Annotated in this window: 17 protein-coding genes; 5 read left to right on the forward strand and 12 right to left on the reverse strand. The window is 49.0% G+C overall.

Annotated features, from left to right (window positions below; genetic code table 11):
• Positions 1–343 precede the first annotated feature (343 nt).
• The 4 genes from ACJJIN_RS20655 to ACJJIN_RS20670 form a co-directional block, all read right to left on the reverse strand.
• Positions 344–1,054 carry an outer membrane beta-barrel protein gene (locus ACJJIN_RS20655; protein WP_444896015.1) on the reverse strand — a complete coding sequence of 237 codons (711 nt, stop codon included), beginning with the start codon at positions 1,052–1,054 and terminating at the stop codon, positions 344–346.
• Between the two features lie 217 nt (positions 1,055–1,271).
• A complete protein-coding gene (locus tag ACJJIN_RS20660; protein ID WP_444896016.1) occupies positions 1,272–1,982 on the reverse strand; it encodes an outer membrane beta-barrel protein in 711 nt (236 codons plus the stop codon).
• Between the two features lie 142 nt (positions 1,983–2,124).
• Positions 2,125–2,790, reverse strand: a complete 666-nt coding sequence (locus ACJJIN_RS20665) for a replication protein P (RefSeq protein ID WP_108734620.1) — start codon at positions 2,788–2,790, stop codon at positions 2,125–2,127.
• The gene (locus ACJJIN_RS20670) at positions 2,702–4,009 is read right to left on the reverse strand and encodes a DnaT-like ssDNA-binding domain-containing protein (RefSeq protein WP_444896017.1); all 1,308 of its coding nucleotides are present in this window, start codon (positions 4,007–4,009) and stop codon (positions 2,702–2,704) included. Before ACJJIN_RS20670 ends, ACJJIN_RS20665 begins: the two co-directional genes overlap by 89 nt.
• A gap of 200 nt (positions 4,010–4,209) precedes the next feature.
• On the opposite strand from ACJJIN_RS20670, the gene ACJJIN_RS20675 reads away from it, so the two are divergent.
• The 4 genes from ACJJIN_RS20675 (at position 4,210) to gbpA (ending at position 10,241) form a co-directional block, all read left to right on the forward strand.
• Positions 4,210–6,453, forward strand: a complete 2,244-nt coding sequence (locus ACJJIN_RS20675) for a heavy metal translocating P-type ATPase (RefSeq protein ID WP_444896018.1) — start codon at positions 4,210–4,212, stop codon at positions 6,451–6,453.
• Positions 6,454–6,822, forward strand: a complete 369-nt coding sequence (locus ACJJIN_RS20680) for a cupredoxin domain-containing protein (protein ID WP_444896019.1) — start codon at positions 6,454–6,456, stop codon at positions 6,820–6,822.
• A gap of 155 nt (positions 6,823–6,977) precedes the next feature.
• Positions 6,978–7,805: a DUF417 family protein gene (locus ACJJIN_RS20685; RefSeq protein WP_444896020.1), complete on the forward strand. Its 828-nt coding sequence runs from the start codon at positions 6,978–6,980 to the stop codon at positions 7,803–7,805.
• Between the two features lie 783 nt (positions 7,806–8,588).
• The gene (gene gbpA / locus ACJJIN_RS20690; protein WP_444896021.1) at positions 8,589–10,241 is read left to right on the forward strand and encodes an N-acetylglucosamine-binding protein GbpA; all 1,653 of its coding nucleotides are present in this window, start codon (positions 8,589–8,591) and stop codon (positions 10,239–10,241) included.
• 89 nt (positions 10,242–10,330) lie between these two features.
• Here the strand turns inward: gbpA and ACJJIN_RS20695 are convergent, their stop codons facing one another.
• The gene (locus tag ACJJIN_RS20695) at positions 10,331–10,942 is read right to left on the reverse strand and encodes a TetR/AcrR family transcriptional regulator (protein ID WP_444896022.1); all 612 of its coding nucleotides are present in this window, start codon (positions 10,940–10,942) and stop codon (positions 10,331–10,333) included.
• 134 nt (positions 10,943–11,076) lie between these two features.
• Here ACJJIN_RS20695 and ACJJIN_RS20700 point away from each other — a divergent pair, with 134 nt between their 5' ends.
• The gene (locus ACJJIN_RS20700; RefSeq protein ID WP_444896023.1) at positions 11,077–12,126 is read left to right on the forward strand and encodes an MBL fold metallo-hydrolase; all 1,050 of its coding nucleotides are present in this window, start codon (positions 11,077–11,079) and stop codon (positions 12,124–12,126) included.
• Positions 12,127–12,740: 614 nt separating this feature from the next.
• On the opposite strand, the gene ACJJIN_RS20705 is transcribed toward ACJJIN_RS20700, so the two are convergent.
• From ACJJIN_RS20705 to ACJJIN_RS20735, 7 genes are all read right to left on the reverse strand, one after another.
• The gene (locus ACJJIN_RS20705; protein ID WP_444896024.1) at positions 12,741–13,865 is read right to left on the reverse strand and encodes an alpha/beta hydrolase; all 1,125 of its coding nucleotides are present in this window, start codon (positions 13,863–13,865) and stop codon (positions 12,741–12,743) included.
• Between the two features lie 300 nt (positions 13,866–14,165).
• The gene (locus tag ACJJIN_RS20710) at positions 14,166–14,912 is read right to left on the reverse strand and encodes a copper resistance protein B (protein ID WP_444896025.1); all 747 of its coding nucleotides are present in this window, start codon (positions 14,910–14,912) and stop codon (positions 14,166–14,168) included.
• A complete protein-coding gene (locus ACJJIN_RS20715; RefSeq protein WP_444896026.1) occupies positions 14,905–16,695 on the reverse strand; it encodes a copper resistance system multicopper oxidase in 1,791 nt (596 codons plus the stop codon). The genes ACJJIN_RS20710 and ACJJIN_RS20715 overlap by 8 nt, the downstream gene beginning before the upstream one ends.
• Positions 16,696–16,706: 11 nt before the next feature.
• Positions 16,707–17,195, reverse strand: a complete 489-nt coding sequence (locus ACJJIN_RS20720) for a DUF411 domain-containing protein (RefSeq protein WP_444896027.1) — start codon at positions 17,193–17,195, stop codon at positions 16,707–16,709.
• Positions 17,196–17,303: 108 nt separating this feature from the next.
• Positions 17,304–17,651, reverse strand: a complete 348-nt coding sequence (locus ACJJIN_RS20725; protein WP_444896028.1) for a hypothetical protein — start codon at positions 17,649–17,651, stop codon at positions 17,304–17,306.
• A gap of 82 nt (positions 17,652–17,733) precedes the next feature.
• A complete protein-coding gene (locus ACJJIN_RS20730; protein WP_444896029.1) occupies positions 17,734–18,480 on the reverse strand; it encodes an oxygen-binding di-iron domain-containing protein in 747 nt (248 codons plus the stop codon).
• Positions 18,481–18,544: 64 nt separating this feature from the next.
• Positions 18,545–18,988, reverse strand: coding sequence for a pseudoazurin (locus ACJJIN_RS20735; protein ID WP_413663411.1), 444 nt, complete (start codon positions 18,986–18,988; stop codon positions 18,545–18,547).
• Positions 18,989–19,027: the final 39 nt, after the last annotated feature.

Consider the following 19,027-nt stretch of genomic DNA (forward strand, 5'->3'; position numbering starts at 1 on the left):
TTTTCAAGTTTTTCTTGCTCTAGTTGTTTTTTTGTTCCGAATATTAACAGCACAAACACTATAAGAATGGTCCATTGAAAATTGTCTGGCTGCCTAGAGCTTCTCGAAACGAAGATTGAGTAAATTAATAGTATAGAAACTATTGTAATGTATATAATTGAATGAGTTTTTTTGGTTTCTTTTAGCGTGTTTTCATAATCTATTTTCGCTCGATAGTCTTCTTGGTATTCCTCCAGATCTTTTTTATTCAGTATTTTATTCTTTTTGTTGTTCATTTTAGAATGTATTAGTTAATGGCTGCTTATAGAGAGGAGTTCTATCAGTATTTAACAGGGGTTTATCATTAAAAATGCATACTCCACCCCATAGTGATAGCTTCACTATCTATTTCATCCAGAAACGTATCGCCCCCAATTTTTGAAAACTGTTCCCACTCTATCCGTAGGCTCCACTTACCCCTATAGCTATAGTTAATACCAGCACCATAAGCCCAGTGGAATCCATTGCTGCTATCGGTTAATTCACCTCTGACTGGAGTTAATTGTTCTATTAAACTTCCATCTTCAAGCTGGTATAGGATAAAAACTTCACCCTTATGAATCTCATTGGTTTCCGCGTACCAGATGCCGGTGCCAAGTTTCCCAAATAAGCTAAATGACTCTCCCAGGGGAAGATACGCCAGGGAAAATATATTGAAAAGCTGGCTATCAAAATCAGAGAAATAGTTTAAATATTCACCATCCCCATATGAGATATGGGTATTCAGCTGGTACTTATTGAAATTTTGATAGCTGGCTTCAATTGCCAGGTAAGGTGTCCATCGAATTCCTGCAAATAGTTTCCAGGCGTTATTTTTATCATCACACCGACTGAGATCCACTTGATCTAAGCTGGCGCTAATTTGTTGAACTCGCTTTTCTGCTTCGCTACACAAGTTATTGGCATGCTGGTTACCGAAAGAAATACCAGCATATTTGTGTGAGTAGAAATCGGCGCAAGCAAGGGCTGGTAAGGAAAGTAGAAAAATAATGAATAGGGGGCTAAAGCGGTTCATGGCTTGACCTTGTTTAGCTTATATGGGGGACCGCTGAAGCTGATTTTAGAGTGAAATTTTATTAAGGCAACCACCAAAATAATAACGTCTTTTAGATTGGTCGAAGGTAGGACCTACTCTATTAACTGGATTTGTCGCCTAAAGGTAGAGTTCCCAGTAATAGTTTGCGGGAACTCTATCTAATTAGTATAAAGTTATAGGTGTCAATTAACAAAGTTCAAAAAAGCCGCCCTAAACCCAGTGATAGTGTTTCTGCATTGAAGTCTACTCCAGTGGGCTCCAGTTTCTCCCACTCCAGTCTCCAAATCCAGTGATTCCTATAGACATAATTCATACCGACCCCAACTCCCCAGTGAGGGCCTTTGTGGTTTTGGGACTTGTCTTTATCGAACGTCTGAAGTTGTGCCGTGAATTGTCCATTGGATAATTGCTGGGGGAGATAAAATTGAGCGGATTGTTGCTCTGATAATTTCCCTCTCCAAGCTCCAGCCCCGACTCTGGCAAACATATTTATATTGGAGTTAACAGGATAAAAACCCAATAAAAAGGCGGTCAATAAATGTGTTTCAACCTGGTATGCAGCCTTTGCATACTCTCCATTTTCATTATTGGTATAAAAGCTGCTTTGCGCAGCTGAAGGTTTTAGATAGCTGATTTCAAGGGCGAGGTATCTGTTCCAGCGCAAGCCGCCATAAAACTTAATCGTACTGCCGCTACTATTGCAATGAAAGCGTCCGTCTGTGGATCCTTGAGGAATCTGTGATTTTATCCGGGGGTTTGCAGATGAGCAAAATTGAGGATAAGAGGTTTCACCGAGGGTAGCCCCAATATATTTCCTGTTGGCAAAGTCAGCGCTGGTATTTGTAGCGAAAGTGAATATAAGGCTGGAAAAAAAGCTTATTTTTAAGGTGGTCTTAAAATTATTCATGATCTGTCCTGTGCTTTGTTTATTTTTATTTAAAGCACAGTAAAGCTAGATCAGGGCTTTTACTTAACAAGTCATTGGCGTGAGGGCCTTTAGGTATCAGGCCCTGTATTCAAAGTCAGAGTAAGCAGTTGGCTGTTAATTTCTAAATGCCAAGCTTTGCCCGCATCTCCGAGAGTCTTTTCGAATTTTCTTCCTTGGAAAGTGGTGAGCCGGGGTTTTCCTCCAGCTTTAATTGCTCTGGAGCGGTTAGCTTTTCTCCCCCCAGGACTCGTTCACATATTTTTCGATAGTGCTCGGCAAAGACCGGGTAGGCGATAGACTCGGGGTTATTGGCAAGAAAAAACCAGTTGGATTCCCGCCCCGCGTGGTAGATCGCTAAGTGGCTCCAGTTGTAATTGGTTTTGGGGCTGGGGGCATTGCAGGCCTCGCGATAGGCGGCGCGAGCTTCCGGTAAACCATTCTCCCCAGCGGCGCACAGCTGCAGCATTTTATGTACGGTTGGCAGGTACTCGCTTTGCAGGATCGCTCGCTTGGCACCCTGCATAATATCCTGGGGAGCGAAAGCAAGCAGGGCCTCCAGCCAGAGGCGCTTAGCGTGGTGAAGGGTTTCAGTGTCTGGAAACGCTGCGCTGAACTGGTTGTGATAATTCAGTTTAAACAGCGCAAATACTTCATTGATTGCGCGCTTCTTTTCGTTCAGCAGTTCCTGGCCCTGTTCACTACCAGTTTGTGTCTGTGAGTATGTCGCCGATTGACCGGTCGCGGGTGCGCTGGTTGGTGTTGTTGTGGGAGTCTTGTGGATTGCCATAAGAGTTTCCTATTGCCAGTTTGTTGCGCTCCGCCCACTGGTGGCGCGCGTGACGCACAAATACGGCGTCCCAGCTTTTACGTGCGGCATTTTGACCGCGCCAGTAAATAATAAATTCCGGAACCAGGGATAGAGCAAAGTCGCGATCTATCTCGCATTGGTTCATCAAATGACTCAGGCAGTCACCACTGGGCTGCCAGTTGCGGGAGATAGGTTTGGCCACCGGGTTTTTCTCAATACCCTGGCAGTAATAGGCCCACTCTTCCCGCGCATACTCGATAAACAGTTCACCCCAGCGGGCACTGTGGCCACCGCGCTCGGTCCATTTATAAATAAATTCCGGTAGCAATTCGGCGGCAAAGCGCGGATTGATGGCCAGGCGCTGCAACTGCTCCCAGGTGTGCTCGCTGGGCTGCCAGTCGCGGGACATAGCAGTGGGCTTGCGTTTTTCGATAAATGGCGTGTCCTGCTTCTCCCAGTCTTCCATGATCCAGTCATTGAATTCCAAATCCCAGGAAATGGACTGCTTGCCACTGGAGCGGTGGTAATCGAGAAAGCGCTGTAGGCCGCGGCTGACAAAAGTGCTGGGGACTCCCTCGTCCGCCAGCTTGCGCAGGGTCTCATCGCTGGGTTGCCAGCCGTTGGGCAGTGGCTGCTTGCGCTGAGCCGTTGCGCGAAAAGCCTCCCACTTGCTTTTAACCTGGCGCAGGAACAGGGAGCCAAAGGAGTGGCGGGGCTCGGCGCGCTCGCGCCAGTAAGTGACAAACTCCGGCAGTTGCTCCCTTACAAAGTGCTCGGGAATACCCAGCTGGGCGATACGCGCCATGGTTTCACTATCCGGCTGCCAACTGGGGGCAATGGTGTTGGCATTGCGGTTGGATGGGGTAGGGGGTGTTGCCATCGGGCGCTTGTATTCACCGGGCAGGGCGAACTTCAGAATCTCGCTACTGCCGAATGGTGCCGCCCCCAGCAGAAGGGCACCCTGGTTGCGCAAGCTGGTGGCTACCCGTTGGATATCCGCTGCCTGCCAGAAGGGCAGCAGCAGATATAGCTGCTCCCCCTCGGCGGTATACCAATCCCGGCCTCCGTAGGGCTCCAGGGGAAGGAATGGAGCCAGGTCGCCAAGTGCAGTGAGCAGCACAGCTTCCTCCAGGCCGACAGTGGCAGCTAGAGAAGGAGAGATACTCAGGGGTCTTTCGGGGAGCAGGGGATGTGTCATGGCGCGATAATAACATTCCGTCGCATCGCATGCGCGATCATTGGCGAATCCTCAGCCTTTTCCTGCCCCTGGTGCCAACCACTAAGCTGAAGGATGAATTGACTGCGAAATTTCGGCAGACGGTGCGCTGCCAACTGTTGCCTTCCCCTAGCGGTAAGGTTGTAACTTTGTCGCTGTAATTGGTGTTGCGGGAGAGCAAGATGACGAAGGAGCAACAATCTGCGCCAACGGTGTTCCGTTTGAGTGGAGTCAATTGTGCCGGTTGTATCAACAAAATTGAGACTGCGGTTAAGGCTGTAGCCGGGGTGACTGATGCCCGGGTAAACCTGTCCGATAAAATCCTGTCGGTATACGGCCCGGCGGAGGCTGAATCCTGTATCGAAGCCGTCCGAGGCGCGGGCTACGGCGCTGAACTCCTGCGAAGTAGTGAACGAGAGCAGCGCGCGGAACAGCGGGAGCAGACACAGCGGCACTACCGCCAGCAGTTGTGGCGCTCGGCATTTGCTCTGGGCGTGGGCGTGCCAATGATGGCTTGGGGGCTGATCACTGACAAGGTATCGGTGAATACCCCTGCGGAGCAGCTGGCCTGGGGTGCTATGGGGCTGATTACCCTGGCAGTGCTGGTCTTCTGTGGCGGTAACTTCTTCAGCGGTGCCTGGAAGGCACTGCGCCACCACAATGCCACTATGGATACGCTGGTGGCCCTGGGCACGGGAACGGCCTGGCTCTTCTCCATGCTTGTAGTATTGGTCCCCCATCTCTTACCGGAAGCGGCACGACATGTGTATTTTGAGGCCAGTGCCATGATTATTGGCCTGATCAGCCTCGGCCAGGCACTGGAAATTCGGGCTCGCGGGCGCACCAGTGCCGCAGTGGAGAAGCTGTTGGAGCTCCAGGATACATCCGCGCGGGTATTGAGAGACGGCCGAGAGGTGGATCTGCCTATCGAGCAGGTGCAGCAGGGAGACCAGCTGCGCGTCCGCCCCGGCGAGAAAATTCCGGTGGATGGTACTGTGCTTGAAGGGCGCAGCCTGGTAGATGAATCCATGCTCACCGGGGAACCAGTGCCGGTGAAAAAGGCGGAGGGTGACAGCCTCGCCGCCGGCACCCTGAATAAAAATGGCAGCCTGTTGTTTCGCGCAGATAAAGTGGGTTCCGACACCCGCCTCGCGCAGATTATCGAGATGGTAAAGAATGCCCAGAGCTCCCGGGTACCTATCGCGCGCTTGGCGGACAAGATTTCCGGCATCTTTGTGCCAGTGGTGATGATTATTTCCCTGGTGGCCGCACTGGTTTGGTTCAACTTGGGCCCCGATCCTCGGGTTGCCCATATGTTAGTAGTACTGACTTCGGTGCTGATTATCGCCTGTCCTTGTGCCTTGGGTTTGGCTACTCCCATGTCGGTTATGGTGGGGGTCGGCAAAGGTGCCGAGTACGGTGTATTGGTGCGCAACGGCAAGGCCCTGCAACAATCCTGCACTCTGGATGTCCTGGTTGTGGATAAAACCGGGACTCTCACCGAGGGTTCTCCGCGTCTGACAGATATCGATAGTGATGGCGACAGTGATGAACTGCTGCGTTTAATGGCGAGCCTGGAGCAGGGCTCAGAGCACCCCTTGGCTGAAGCCATAGTGACGGCAGCTCACGATAAAAACCTTGAATTGCAGTCTCCAGCCAACTTTGAAGCCATCACAGCTCACGGTGTGAGTGGTGATATCGGTGGCAGTCACGTGCTGTTGGGGAATACCAAGTTAATGCAAAAGGAAGCCATTTCCCTGGATGTCTGGAATGAGCGGGCAGCCACGTTGGCTGCGGCGGGGCGCACGGTGATGTACGCCGCCGTGGACGGCAAGTTGCGGGGGATTATTGCCGTAGCCGATCCGATTCGCGCTGATGCGCAAGCTGCAATCGAGCGACTGAGCAAACTGGGTTTACGCATTGAAATGCTTACCGGGGACAATCACGGCAGTGCTGAAGCGGTTGCCCGGCAACTGGGCATCGATCGAGTTCACGCAGAACTATTGCCGGAAGATAAAGAGGGGATCGTCGCTGAATTGCAAAAAAAAGGCGAGCGAGTGGGTATGGTGGGTGACGGGATTAACGATGCCCCGGCCCTGGCGCGGGCCGATGTGGGCTTTGCGATAGGTGCCGGTACCGATGTTGCTATTGAGAGCGCCGATGTCACCCTGATGCGTTCCTCCCTGCACGGGGTCGCCAATGCCGTGGAGTTGTCCCGGGCCACTTTGCACAACATCAAGCAAAACTTGTTTGGAGCTTTTATTTATAACACTCTGGGTATTCCCATCGCCGCCGGTGTCCTCTACCCGATTACGGGTATGTTACTGAGCCCCATTGTTGCCGGTGGTGCTATGGCGCTTTCCTCCCTGACGGTGGTCAGTAATGCCAACCGCCTGCGCTTCTTTAAACCATCGGAGGCTCGCTAAATGGCTGAAGTTCTCGTAAATATCGTCGGTGTGCTGATGATTCTGGCTGTTATCTGGTGGTTTTGGTTGGGGCCAAAAAGAAGTGCCAGTAAGGCGACGCCGAGCAAGGATAATTTACAGATTCTGGTTAAGGATGGAGTTTACGAACCGGATCTTATCCGCCTGCCCGCCGGTCGCACAGCGACTTTGCATTTTCACCGGGAGGACCCAAGTCCCTGCTCCGAGTGGGTATTGTTTCCAGACTTGGAAGTCAGCGCTCAGCTTGCCCTGAACCAGGACACCTTGGTGGAAATACCAAAAGCCGAGCCGGGTGAATACCCGTTCAACTGCCAGATGCAAATGTATCGGGGCACATTGATACTGGAGTAACAGTAAATGTGATTCTCTATGGGGGTGTAATAATTCCCCGGGCCAAGACGACATAGATTTAACCAATACCCCAGAGCCGCCTTTCACCTGTATGGAGAGAGGGGCTCTGGTCAGGCTGGTGACTAAGCTCTAATTTGTTAAGAGGTCGTCAACAAATGTCATTCCTTCTTCGAAAACTTCCCTTCGCCCTGGTGGCCATCGCCTTTGCGCTTATTGCGGTGGCGCTTTTTTCCGGCCAATGGGGTGGTATCAAGCGCGTATTTGAATTCTACGGTGTCACTAATGAGGAGGTGCTTTCCTCTATACGTTTACTGACCGCTATTATTTTTTCAGTCGCCGCTATTTTGGGGGCACTCGCCCTTCGCTTTGAGCGGGTTGTTAAGCCCCTGGCAATCCTTCTGATTTTAATATCGCTAGTGCCCCTACTGAGTCTTCTTGGCAGCGGCCATTGGATCGACTCCCTGGGCGGCTTTCCTGCAATTGGCTCAGGACAGGGGATAATTAAGTACTTTGCCCTGTTAACCTTGGGTATTACCTGGTTGTATCGGGATTCGTTGAGTCCACTAAAGTTGATATGGCTCAATTATTTCCCTGTCGGCTTGGTATTACTCTGGATTGGTGGGATGAAATTCACAGCGCTTGAGGCTGAGGGGATTGAAGGCCTGGTAAGCACTTCGCCACTGATGTCGTGGTTATACAGTGTATTTAGCGTGCAGGTGGCCTCAAATCTTATCGGTATATATGACTTGATTGCGCTGGCTATCCTCGCCTTGGGTATTTATATCCGGCAGCTGTTTTGGCCGGGACTATTGCTTTGTGCCGCAGTATTTATAACAACCCAGACCTTCCTCTACTCCTACCCGGGCAGTTGGGTAGCTACCTGGCAACTTAGCTCCAGCGGTATTTTTATTATTAAAGACCTGTGGTTTATCGCAAATCTGATATTAATCTTGGGCTTTAGAAACTCCATGATTAAATCTTAAAGCTGATGGGGTCAAAGAGTTGTTCTGAGGCCCCAAAATATCGGTTTTGATTCATTGGGGATACTATTTGTAAGCTATCGAAAGGTGGCATTTTCTGTGGGCTCAGGGATATCTGGCCGGCGTGAATTCAGTGAGGTGAAAGCTTTAAAAAACTAATATTTTTAATTTTCATTGGAAAACCCTCTACCCGATTAGTTATAGAAGAAGTATTGGCCGTTGTGTTCTAGGTTTTTTCTATTTCAATTTTGTCGTGGGTGCACCGTGTTTTTTGCCGGTAAGCGATAGGTGGAGTTAGTTAGGGTTTCATATTGATTTCTGGGAGGATTTAAGTGTGAAATTCATAGTTCTTCCATATTTTGTTTTTATATTTTTATAAGCGGTATATTCGGATTTATACCTGGCTGCCCTTGCTGGAATAAAATACCACTAAATTTCGCTTTTGCTGATTTTATGTTGCAGTAATTGCCCGGAATTGTGGTCTTATTTTTTGTTTTGGGTCGTCATTTTTCTATTTTGTAAGAAATTATTTTGTCATTATTTATGTTTTTATTTTTGTGTTTATATGGAACTTTTAATGGGGTGGTATTTATTAAAAATTAGACTTATCTTTCGGTGACACGCTAAAAGTTGTTTGTTTAAATTATAAAAATAACAGGAACCGTGCCAATTAGTGGTGGTCCATAACTCTGTCGCTAGCGTTGCAGGATTTACATCCTCTAAAAGTAAAAACTTGTGTTCAGCTGGGGAAGGAAGTTGAGCGCAAAGTAATAAATGGGCAGAGATATGATTCTACGTAAGAAAAAATTAGCATCCGTATTTAAACAACCGATAGTCAATCGCACATTAATGGCAGTGGTATTAGCCGGTGCCAGTTCTAATGCTTTCAGTCATGGTTATGTTGAGGCCGCTGACGGTGGTGTAGCTTCTGCGCGTGGTACCCTGTGTAAATACGCATTAGATACCGGTGAAATGAACTTGAATTGCGGTGCAGTTCAGTGGGAACCACAGAGTATTGAAGGTCCTGAAGGCTTTCCCGATAGCGGCCCTGCCGATGGGCAAATTGCCAGTGGAGGAAGCAGTGCCTGGTCTGAGCTTAATGAACAGACATCTGATCGCTGGGTAAAAAATTATATTAGCTCCGGTTGGCAAACCTTCAAATGGTACTTCACCGCAAATCATGTAACTCGTGATTGGAAATACTATATTACTAAAGAAGATTGGAATCCGAATTCAGTCTTGACTCGCGATCAATTTGATCTCGACCCATTCTGTGAGATAGATGGCAATTATGAACAGCCAGATGTAAATACAACTCATGAGTGTCAGGTGCCGGATCGCGAGGGCTATCATGTAATTCTGGCTGTTTGGGATGTGGGTGATACGGTTAACGCTTTCTACAATGTTATCGATGTAGAATTCGATGGCGATAATGTCACTAATACCGAATGGAGCGCTGCGGGTACCATCAACCCGACGCAGGACTTGAACGTTGGCGATAAAGTATATACCCGCGTATTTGATGGCTCAGGTGAAAACTCATCTTACAGCACTGTTTTGGAAATTGCCTCCGAAGAGCAGGGCATCGCTGAAAACTGGTCACACGATTTGGCTGAGTTGATTAATGCAGAGCAGACCGATATCCGCGCCGGTGATTTCGATGGTGATAACAGCTTTGAGCCTCTGTACGGTATCAACCGCATTTATCTAAAAGATGGCAGTGGCCTGGAAAATGTCGAGATCGGTTACGAGTTGAGCGAAGAAGAGCCCAACTATGAAGTAACGGTAAGTGGTCTTGAAAGTGAATACACAATTACAGGCGGTGCTATTTCTCTAGACTTGGCTCTCAGTGCTACGGGAGATGTCAGCGTTGAGGTTACAGTGGTAAATCATGGCGGTGATACTCTAGCAAGCTATAGCAATAACATTGATGATGGTGATACTGCCAGTACTAGCTTGACTCTCTCAGAGACTGTAGCAGGGCACCATATGGTTGTAGTGGTGGTAAAAGACCGCGATGGCAACATGGTTGATCAAAACACTCTGAACTTCTACCTGGTTGAAGACACCTCTGGTGATGATGACTCCTCGAATGGGGATGACGATACTTCCAATGGTGATGATGACTCCTCGAGCGGCGACGACGATAGCTCCAGCGGCGATGACGACACCTCCAATGGAGACGATGATACTTCGAATGGAGATGATGATAGCTCCAATGATGATGATCAATCCTCAAGTGATCAGGATTATGATTATGTCTTCCCTAGAGGTCATAGAAACTATGCTGCGGGCACCAAAGTCCTGGGTCGTGACGGTAATGTCTACGAGTGTAAGGACTCTGCTTACTCCCACTACTGTAAGGAAGTAAAAAGAGGTGCAATACAGTTCGAGCCAGGTGTTGGTGGGAACTGGGAGATACTTTGGGAAAGACTGTAATTTATTCCCGATAAAATAAAAAAGGCCCCTTTTGGAGCCTTTTTTGTTGGTAAATTAGTAGGTGAAAAATGGCCTCTTAGGGCAGCGATTCAAGCCTGGTAATAACTTAAAAACATCGCAGCAGTGCGCTCAGCCAGCGCCTCTTGCTCAACGGAGCTCGGTGGACCGGAAAGTTGGAGTAACTGGGGCCAGTAGCAACCGCCTTTAATTAAGTTATGAATCTGCCCACTGGCGACCTCTATGTCGAGAGACTTTAGTCGCCCATCAGCTACGGCAGATTTGATCCAGCGCTGCACCCCGGTTTCATGGGCCTTATATTTTTCCATTTCCTTCTGTAGTGCTTCCGGCTGATGGAAGAAGTAGTCGAAGGCCATGCGGTTAAGCTCAATATACTGCGGGTTGCAGATCGTTTTTATTTCCTGCTCTAACAGTGTACGGAGTTGTGACTGCATATCACTATCCGGGTTGTAGTCACAACCGGAGGGCTGGGTAGCCTGCTGCCAGAGTTCACCGATCAAATACATAACCAGGGCTTCTTTACTGGAGAAGTGGTTGTACACGGTGCGTTTTGATACCTGTGCTCGGGCTGCCAGCTCGTCCATACTCGTGCCCTGCACTCCCAGCTCCTGAAAAGCCTGCTTGGCGGCATCAATAATAGCTTGGCGTTTCAGCTCACTTCTGGTTGGTTTCTTTTCAGTCATGGGTATCTCTGTGAAATCTGGGCCGGGGGATTCCATTGCCGGCGAGTTACTTCTTACGCAAATTTTACACTATATAGTTTACTTTTATATAGTTAGTTTATACACTGCACTGTATAGTTTACATGGTAAGTGAAATGAAGAAGCGCTGGTGGATTCTGGCAGGAGTGATTGTTATGTCGGTAGGTCTCTTTGGTAGCTGTGCAAATCAACCCGAGAAGTTCCGCAACAGTGATACGGACTACAAAGTCAGTAGTGGCGGTATGATTGAGATGATTGGTGCCTACATCAAGGCAGATCGCGCTGCCCCCGTACCGGTCAATCCCATTCCATTGCGACAGATTCCCGCCGCAGAGCTGGCAGCCCCAGTTGCTGAGAGTGCCGTATATCGTCTTGGGCACTCCACGGTACTGATTCGAATGGATGATCAGTATGTTTTGACAGATCCGGTATTTAGCAAGCGGGCATCCCCGGTTCAGTGGATGGGTCCAAAGCGCTTTCATCCTTTGCCCATAGAGATTCGAGACTTGCCTTCGATTAAAGCGGTCGTTATCAGCCATGACCACTACGATCATTTAGACAAAAATAGTATTCGCGCACTCAAGGATAAAGTAGAGCAATTTATCGTTCCTACCGGGGTGGGGAGTCGTTTGCGTAACTGGGGAATTCCGGCCGAAAAAATTGAGGAGTTGGCCTGGTGGGAATCGTTTGCCCTGGGCAGTTTGCACTTTACCGCGACTCCGGCTCAACATTTTTCCGGGCGTGGACTAACGGATAAAGACTCAACACTGTGGGCCAGCTGGGTAATTGAAGGGCGCGAGGGCCGTATATTCTTTAGCGGTGACAGTGGCTATTTTAGTGGCTTTCGTGAAATTGGTGAGCGATTTGGTCCGTTCGACCTGACACTGATGGAAACGGGTGCTTACAACAAGCTTTGGAGTTCGGTTCATATGATGCCCGAAGAGAGTGTACAGGCACATCTCGATCTCAGAGGGCGAGCAATGTTACCTATCCACAACAGTACTTTTGATCTTGCCCTACACGATTGGTATGAACCTCTGGAGCGCGCACAGACGGCAGCCAAAGATCAGGGTGTCACTTTGGTGACGCCTATCATTGGAGAGGCTGTTCGCTTGCAATCTCCCACCACAACAAAGGCCTGGTGGAAAGATGAGGTGGCTACGTAATTACGCCTGGTGAGTGAGTAGAGCGGTTCTGTGAAATTGTTATTAGTAGCTGTGTGCCAGATTTAGGTGTTGGTATATTTTCTGTAGGCGAGCTGGAGGTAAATGCCAGCTCGTTTTTTAGTTTTCCACCTTACTAAGCGCCCTTGGCCTAAGGTTCTGAAGAGCAATTATCGTCCTCTGTGATCATATGTAAAAGATAACCTGTACTCTTAACAGATATACGTCCTTCTCTAACGCAGCTTGGAAATCCGTAATTAAAAGCAGCAGTGACTACTGTGTCAGGGGTTCCAGTTACATCACTATAATAGCTGGTAGATAAAGTGAAGCTTCCGGGAACTATTCCTTTGAAGTTGTCTATAACGTCTTTTGGTATTTCAATTGGTGTGTTATTTAGGACAAAAACAAGGTTTTTGACGGTTTTTGTAGTATTCGAAAACTCAGGTTTTAAATATACATCAAGTCTAAGAGTCCCGATTTCTGTTCGGAGAGTTTTGTAATAACTTATCCTGTCCCACTATTTTGGATTTTCCTGTGAGGTGAATGCTAACGGGGAAAAGAAAATTAGTGTGATAACTATATTTTTAATTTTTAGTGAATAAAAATTTAACTGTATGCTAATTGAGATTGAGTTCAGTTAATTGCCGATTTATCGCCGACGTTTTACTTTTATCCTGGTTTCGAGAAATTTCTAGTGCTTTCTTCAAAACATCAGAAGCCTCTGAGATTTCGCCATTCTGTTGTAACGCCAGGGCCAAACTTTGGTGGGCGTCAATAGAATTTGGCCGATATTCCACCCATCGCCTTGCGACATTGATGGCTTCTTGGATGCGACCATCCTTTAGCAACAAATTGGTAATGTGGCTTAATTTGTTAACATTTCTCCAACGTGTAGCCCTGGGTAAAATAGGAAAGCCATTTTTCTGTGAGAGTGATTGATAGAAATGATCGATATTTTGTAAGGCGTCACCAGGCTGGGATATCAATTCTCGATAATTTGCGGACCATTCTTCGTGGGGATAATTAAGTTCAATAGCCGATAACGCCGCTTTTATAAAGGCACCGTAATGGTTTTCATTGTTAATAATTTCTATTTTTAGTTTGAGATTCTCTTTTGTGTAAGGGGAAAGTTTGGTGTTAATTTGACTTAAGATTTTATCATAGCGCTTATCTTTAAGCATGTCACTGTCGGCCATGGCGAAATAAAAAGCACTGATCTTATTTGATGGGATCTGCATACTTGTGGTTATTTCATTAATAAAAGTACTCTCTGAAGTGGGCCCCATACCAAATATGTCAGCTGCAGATAAAAAGAAGTAAGACTGAAACAATCCAGGTTTGTTAGTTAGGGCGTAGAGAGGAAAGATACTGCTAGTTGAGACACCAATAATCATTCTATTGTTGAGTGCGCGGTAATTGCTTTCTAAATATGGGAATAGTTCTTCAGTTAGAAATTTACTATAGGTCTCAGGGTTTCCCTGGGCGCTAAACTTCTCCTCAGTGGTATGCTTCCACATTCCATGTAGGTAGGTTTCCGGTTCATCACCACCATCATTAAGGCTGATTACAATACTTTCCGGCATACGTTCTACGCTACTTAGATGCTTTACTACCCCGGTTAAGGCGTGGAAAAATTCTTTGCCGTGAGTGCCATTAATAAAGATAACCGGGTATCTATGCTGCTCTGATGCTTGATGGAACGATTGCGGTAAATATATGTTGATTGGTATTTCACGACTCACGACTCAGGATTCTGGATGAGAAAAGAATTTCATCGCCATAACTCAGGTGTTTGGTCGTGTTAACAGAAGAATGGCTCTGTGGGCTTTCAGCTTTTGCTGATAGGCCCACACACAGTAGGGAAACTGCGATTAACAGTATTCGGGGGAAAATCATATCACCGGCATCCTTGCTGAATTTAAATATTTTTTAAAAGGCGATTAAGATCTATTAGATGCTATGACAGATTGAGGAGGCGGTAAAGTTGGTTACAGCTGATGCGAAGTGGTACAACTTGTATAGATATAAAAAGTTGGATTTTTTCAAAACCAAGCTCTAAACCCCAGTACCCATACGGTTGAGTCCACATCCTCGCCTTCTTCACGGGCGAAATCAGCGGCATTGCCCACTTCCCGTTCATAGTGGACGCCGATATAGGGTGAGAATTTCCTGGTTACTTCATACATGAGCCGAAAGCCGACTTCCGCTTCCGATAAGCCGGAGCCGCTACCTCGGGCCTCATCGTTCTGCCCAAAAAAGTTCAGCTCGATACGTGGGACCAGGTTCCAGTCCTGCGCTAACTTTATTTCATACTCGCCTTCCAGGCGAAATGCAGTACTGCCATGTTCTCCATAGAAAAATACTGCATCCATTTCGAATTTGTAGGGAGACTCTCCTGTAATACCCACAGCAGCCCAATTCCGGCTGGTAGTCTCCAGATTAAAATCGTGGCGAATTCCAATTAGAAAATTCCAGTTTGCCGAAATTGCCCGGCTATAGAGCGCCCAGAGTTCATTTTTTTCGATTTCCCCACTACTTCGCTCGTAGTCAACTTCGGCAACAAACTTATTTTGCTCTCCGCCATAACTGAAGTCTCCCTCGATTTCTCCGCCGTTATCACCTCGCAGTTCCACATAGTCGAGGCTGACTTCAGCCATGGGTTCTTCTTTGTTATCCTCGCCAGAGGACTGGTAGCTGTGGTGCTGATGCTGAGGTTCTGCCTGCCCATAGCTGGCCTGGGCAGCAAGTATCCATAGTATTGCTGCTATCCCTGCAACATTCTTAAACAATGCGCACCTCCCGATACATACCGGGCCTCTGGTAAAGCATTTGGCTGTGTAGAGCCCAGCGGCCATAGGTGTCGACGCTGACCAAGTAACTGATGCTTGATCCGGGTTGTGCGATCACCGTGTGCTTGCGAGGTAAATACTCTCCGTCGCCGGTTTCCAGCTCACTCCAAAAACCGTGTAAGTGCATGGGTTGGGGAAGCGTGGTGTCATTGACCAGGGTAATGCGCAGGCGCTCCTGGTGCCGAAATAATAATGGGCTGGCATCGCGAAACTTTTCACCATTTATTGACCAGAGATTGCGCTCATAATTACCGGTCAGGTGTAACTGTAATTCCCGCTGTGGCTCTCGCTGATCCTGGGTAGGCTTATTGCTGCGCAAGTCGCTGTAAGTCAGTACACGGCGGTTATAGCGATGTTTATGGTTTCTGAGTCCTACACCGGGGTCAGAGATGCCGTTTGCTGGCGTCAGCGCGCGGTGATCCACCCTGAATCCGGATTCACTTGGCTGGTGAATGATAGGGCTATTACTACCGAGCCCCGCTGCAGCGAGGTTTCCGTAAAACCATCCCCCCTCAGTTGCATCGGGCAAATCGGAATGTTTTTCGGTGTGAGCAGTCTGGGTTGTTTTAAAGTGTGTGTCTGTCTCTTCGGTTTTTCTCCCTAGTCCCAGATCTTGCCGAGTGAGCACTGGGCGGTGATCCATCGCGGGAATCTCTGCGCTCAGACGTATATCACTTGTCAGTGTGCCTCGCGCATAGCCACTGCGGTCCATGGACTGCGCAAATATACTGTAGGCCTGTTCACTCTCTGGCTCGACAATTACGTCATAGGTTTCGCCGCTGCCAATACGAATTTCATCGACGCTAACGGGCTCGACATTTTGTCCATCGGCCGCCACCACCTTCATTTTCAGGCCGGGGATACGCAGGTCGAATAAGGTCATCGAAGCTGCGTTAATTAATCGCAGGCGAACCCTCTCACCAGGTTTAAATAATGCAGTCCAATTGGTATCGGGTGTATGCCCGTTAATCAGGTAGGTGTAAGTCTCGCCTGTGACCTGGGAGATACTGCGGTCGGAAAGCTGTTTCCAGTTCCATTGATGCCGGTCCCGCCAGGTTTGTGCGACACCTTTTGTGCGCACCTCACGCCATAAATCTGTAGCCGTGCGCTGTTGCCGGTTGTAGTAGTCCGGGTCTTTTTTTAGATGGGTATAAATAGTTTGGGGAGATTCATCGCTCCAATCGGATAGGACAACAACATAATCCCGCTCGTAAGAAAATGGTTCTGGAGATATCGGATCAATGACTATTGCCCCCAAAAGCCCCCGCTGTTGTTGAAACCCGGATTGGCTGTGATACCAATAAGTACCACTTTGGCGCACAGGGAATCGGTAGCGAAATGTTTGCCCAGGTTGAATGCCGCTAAAGCTCAACCCCGGTTCGCCGTCCATATCGCTGGGTACCCTAACACCGTGCCAGTGTAGGGAGGATTTGTCGGGTAATTGGTTATGGACATTCAGGGTAACAGTTTCCCCTTCCCGCCAGCGCAAAATGGGGCCCGGTAGACTGCCATTAATGGTAAGGGCTTGTCGTTCGCGCCCGGTAAGATTTACCTGGCGGTACCCGATGGATAAATCAAAGTGGTTACCGCGCAGGGTTGCTGTCGAAGCTGTTGGCGAGTTTGGGTGCGAACTGTAGGGTAACCCCAGCAGCAGGGCTCCCGCTCCGAGACCTGTGACGAAAGTACGCCTCGATACGGCGTCGGTGCGGAAGCTCTCTGTCATCGATGTCCCTTTTAAAACTGCTCCTGTGCCGTATTGATTTCGGCGTAAATTTCGCTGCTGCCGTCTTTGTTAAGCAGCATTACCTGATAGGGCGTAAAACGGTCGCCCACTTCCATACCGGGGCTGCCCAGGGGCATACCTGGCACTGCGAGACCAATGGCATTTTGCGGTGGGTTCTGCAAGAAATGCTGTATCAGCTTTGCCGGTACATGCCCTTCAAAAACATAGCCCTGTTCTGACACTGTGGTGTGGCAGGATTGGTAGCGCGGAGAGATATGGTGCTGCTTTTTCACGCCGTTAAGGTCTTCGACATCCTTTGCTACGACGTCAAAGCCACTTTGTTGGGCATGCTCAACCCAAATTTTGCAGCAGCCGCAGGTGGCGGATTTGTAAGTGGTCAGGCTCACAGATTCCTTTTTGGGGTCTGGAGATTCGGCACAGGCACTTAATGCCAGGGTTGTGAGTAGCGCAGCAATAGCGATCAAAATTGAACGGTTCATATGAACTCCGATGATGAGATTTAGGACGCACACAGGCGTGCGAGTATTTATAAAAAATATTTGGAGTAAAACTGGGGAGTGCGCGTATGCCTAGGCATACGGGGCCCGTTAAGTGCGGAATATGGGGGGGCGCAGTGCCATTTCCGGATCTGGAGAGGAATTAAATTCCCGGTAGGCAGTTACAAGTAGATTGCGGTTGTATACAAGGATTTTATATTGAGTGTTTACCGCAGAACTGGTGCCTGGCCCTGCACAGCAGCTGCATTCAGCAGTGCAACTGGAGGGATGGCTGTCGCTGCAGTTCTCAAGGGTTGCCCCGTCGCAGTGGGCTTTTTCTTCTGCAGCGATGGGTGCCGCTGGGGATTCGTGTGTTTCCGCACAGGATGACGCAACTGCTTGGCCGCCGAAGGCCAGTAACAGTGTGAGCAAAAATAGGCGAAAGATCCCGGTGTGCATGGCGGTATTCAGAAAACAAGCCAGCCCGCAGTGTATGGGCTGGCCTCTGCCGGTGCAACTTTCCCGATTGCGGGATGGCGGGTTAAGAGCGGCCCAGGGGTAGGCGGAAGTCCTGGTGTCGCAACAGGTCCGGTCCACATTCGAGGCGCTCGAGCCAGCCCAGGAAACGCTCTTTGATATCGTCGGAGGCAAAGTAACCGCCGTGCTGGGGCACAATCATTGCGGGGTTGAGTTCCCGAATCATCTTAGCCCAGAGACGACAGGTCCAGTTCCCGCCCATATAGCGGCGGTGGAACCCTTCCATCGACGGCAGATGTTCATCGAAATCTTTGACTTCGCCCTCTTCTCCACCGAGTGAGGCACCGATATCGCCGGAAAATAATATGCGGCTGACCGGATCATAAAAACTGAAGTTGCCACAGGAGTGCATAAAGTGCGCTGGCAGCGCCCAGATCTCACTGTCGCTGAAGGGGATAATTTCTCCCTTATCGTCCAGAGGCATGATGCGTTCCTGCCAGCGCTCAGCACCGGCACGCGAGGCGACAAAGCCGGAAACCAGGTGTGGCAAAAACCGCGACCACAGTTTCGACACCGCTACCTTACAGCGTGAATGCAGCATCCAGCGCGGCAGCGAGGCGATAATATCCGGATCCTGATGCGAGGCCAGGATCAGGTCCAGTTCGCTCAGGTTCAAATGGCGGCTGAGCTCAATGGTGAGGTGTGTGTAAGTCAGATCGCCGCCGGGATCGATAAGCGCCCCTTTGGTGCCGCGGCGAATAACAAATTGATTGGCCTGTACCCCATCGCTGCCATTCTGCTCTTTAACCAAATCGCCGAACCGCGCAACCAGGTGGTGACCTTTTTCAAATAGGATGTCCACGCCGCGACTCCTCTTATTGGACTTGGCCGAGGTATTGAGTGAGCCTCTCCTTATTCATAGCAATACCGGCATTCATGCCTTCGGCATGCTTCTTGGCTTCTTCCAAGTTGGTTGCCTTACCTACCTGAATTACCCCAACCATACCCAGCGGCAGATGTGGGTCGCACTGGTATACGTAGACACCTTCCTGGTTCAAAGTGACAGTCACCTTTTCTCCCATGCTGCCATTCCAGGTAGCGCCCTCGGCAGGGGACAAAACTGAGTGAGTGTTGTGGGCCGCATCAGTGGGCAGGAAGGTGACAGAATCGCCCGGCGCTACCGCGAGAAATGCCGGTTCAAAAGTCATCATGCCGTCCTTGCCCTGGTTCAGCATCTTAACTTCGTGATCCGCAGCCAGGGCGGAGGTCGAGGCCATGGCGAGCGCCAGAATCGCGCCGCGAAGAGTAATAGACGACATACTTACTTCCTGTTCGATGGTTAGTCAGTGTTGTTCAGC

The sequence above is a fragment of the Microbulbifer maximicatervae (SeqCode) genome, from assembly GCF_052467505.1.

What these genes read in the sequence shown, in the direction of transcription:
- ACJJIN_RS20695 (WP_444896022.1), bottom strand. Translation starts at nt 10,942, where the DNA reads ATGACTGAAAAGAAACCAACCAGAAGTGAGCTGAAACGCCAAGCTATT.
- ACJJIN_RS20720 (WP_444896027.1), bottom strand. Translation starts at nt 17,195, where the DNA reads ATGAACCGTTCAATTTTGATCGCTATTGCTGCGCTACTCACAACCCTG.
- ACJJIN_RS20670 (WP_444896017.1), bottom strand. Translation starts at nt 4,009, where the DNA reads ATGACACATCCCCTGCTCCCCGAAAGACCCCTGAGTATCTCTCCTTCT.
- ACJJIN_RS20725 (WP_444896028.1), bottom strand. Translation starts at nt 17,651, where the DNA reads ATGCACACCGGGATCTTTCGCCTATTTTTGCTCACACTGTTACTGGCC.
- ACJJIN_RS20660 (WP_444896016.1), bottom strand. Translation starts at nt 1,982, where the DNA reads ATGAATAATTTTAAGACCACCTTAAAAATAAGCTTTTTTTCCAGCCTT.
- gbpA (WP_444896021.1), top strand. Translation starts at nt 8,589, where the DNA reads ATGATTCTACGTAAGAAAAAATTAGCATCCGTATTTAAACAACCGATA.
- ACJJIN_RS20655 (WP_444896015.1), bottom strand. Translation starts at nt 1,054, where the DNA reads ATGAACCGCTTTAGCCCCCTATTCATTATTTTTCTACTTTCCTTACCA.
- ACJJIN_RS20715 (WP_444896026.1), bottom strand. Translation starts at nt 16,695, where the DNA reads ATGACAGAGAGCTTCCGCACCGACGCCGTATCGAGGCGTACTTTCGTC.
- ACJJIN_RS20685 (WP_444896020.1), top strand. Translation starts at nt 6,978, where the DNA reads ATGTCATTCCTTCTTCGAAAACTTCCCTTCGCCCTGGTGGCCATCGCC.
- ACJJIN_RS20665 (WP_108734620.1), bottom strand. Translation starts at nt 2,790, where the DNA reads ATGGCAATCCACAAGACTCCCACAACAACACCAACCAGCGCACCCGCG.
- ACJJIN_RS20680 (WP_444896019.1), top strand. Translation starts at nt 6,454, where the DNA reads ATGGCTGAAGTTCTCGTAAATATCGTCGGTGTGCTGATGATTCTGGCT.
- ACJJIN_RS20675 (WP_444896018.1), top strand. Translation starts at nt 4,210, where the DNA reads ATGACGAAGGAGCAACAATCTGCGCCAACGGTGTTCCGTTTGAGTGGA.
- ACJJIN_RS20700 (WP_444896023.1), top strand. Translation starts at nt 11,077, where the DNA reads ATGAAGAAGCGCTGGTGGATTCTGGCAGGAGTGATTGTTATGTCGGTA.
- ACJJIN_RS20735 (WP_413663411.1), bottom strand. Translation starts at nt 18,988, where the DNA reads ATGTCGTCTATTACTCTTCGCGGCGCGATTCTGGCGCTCGCCATGGCC.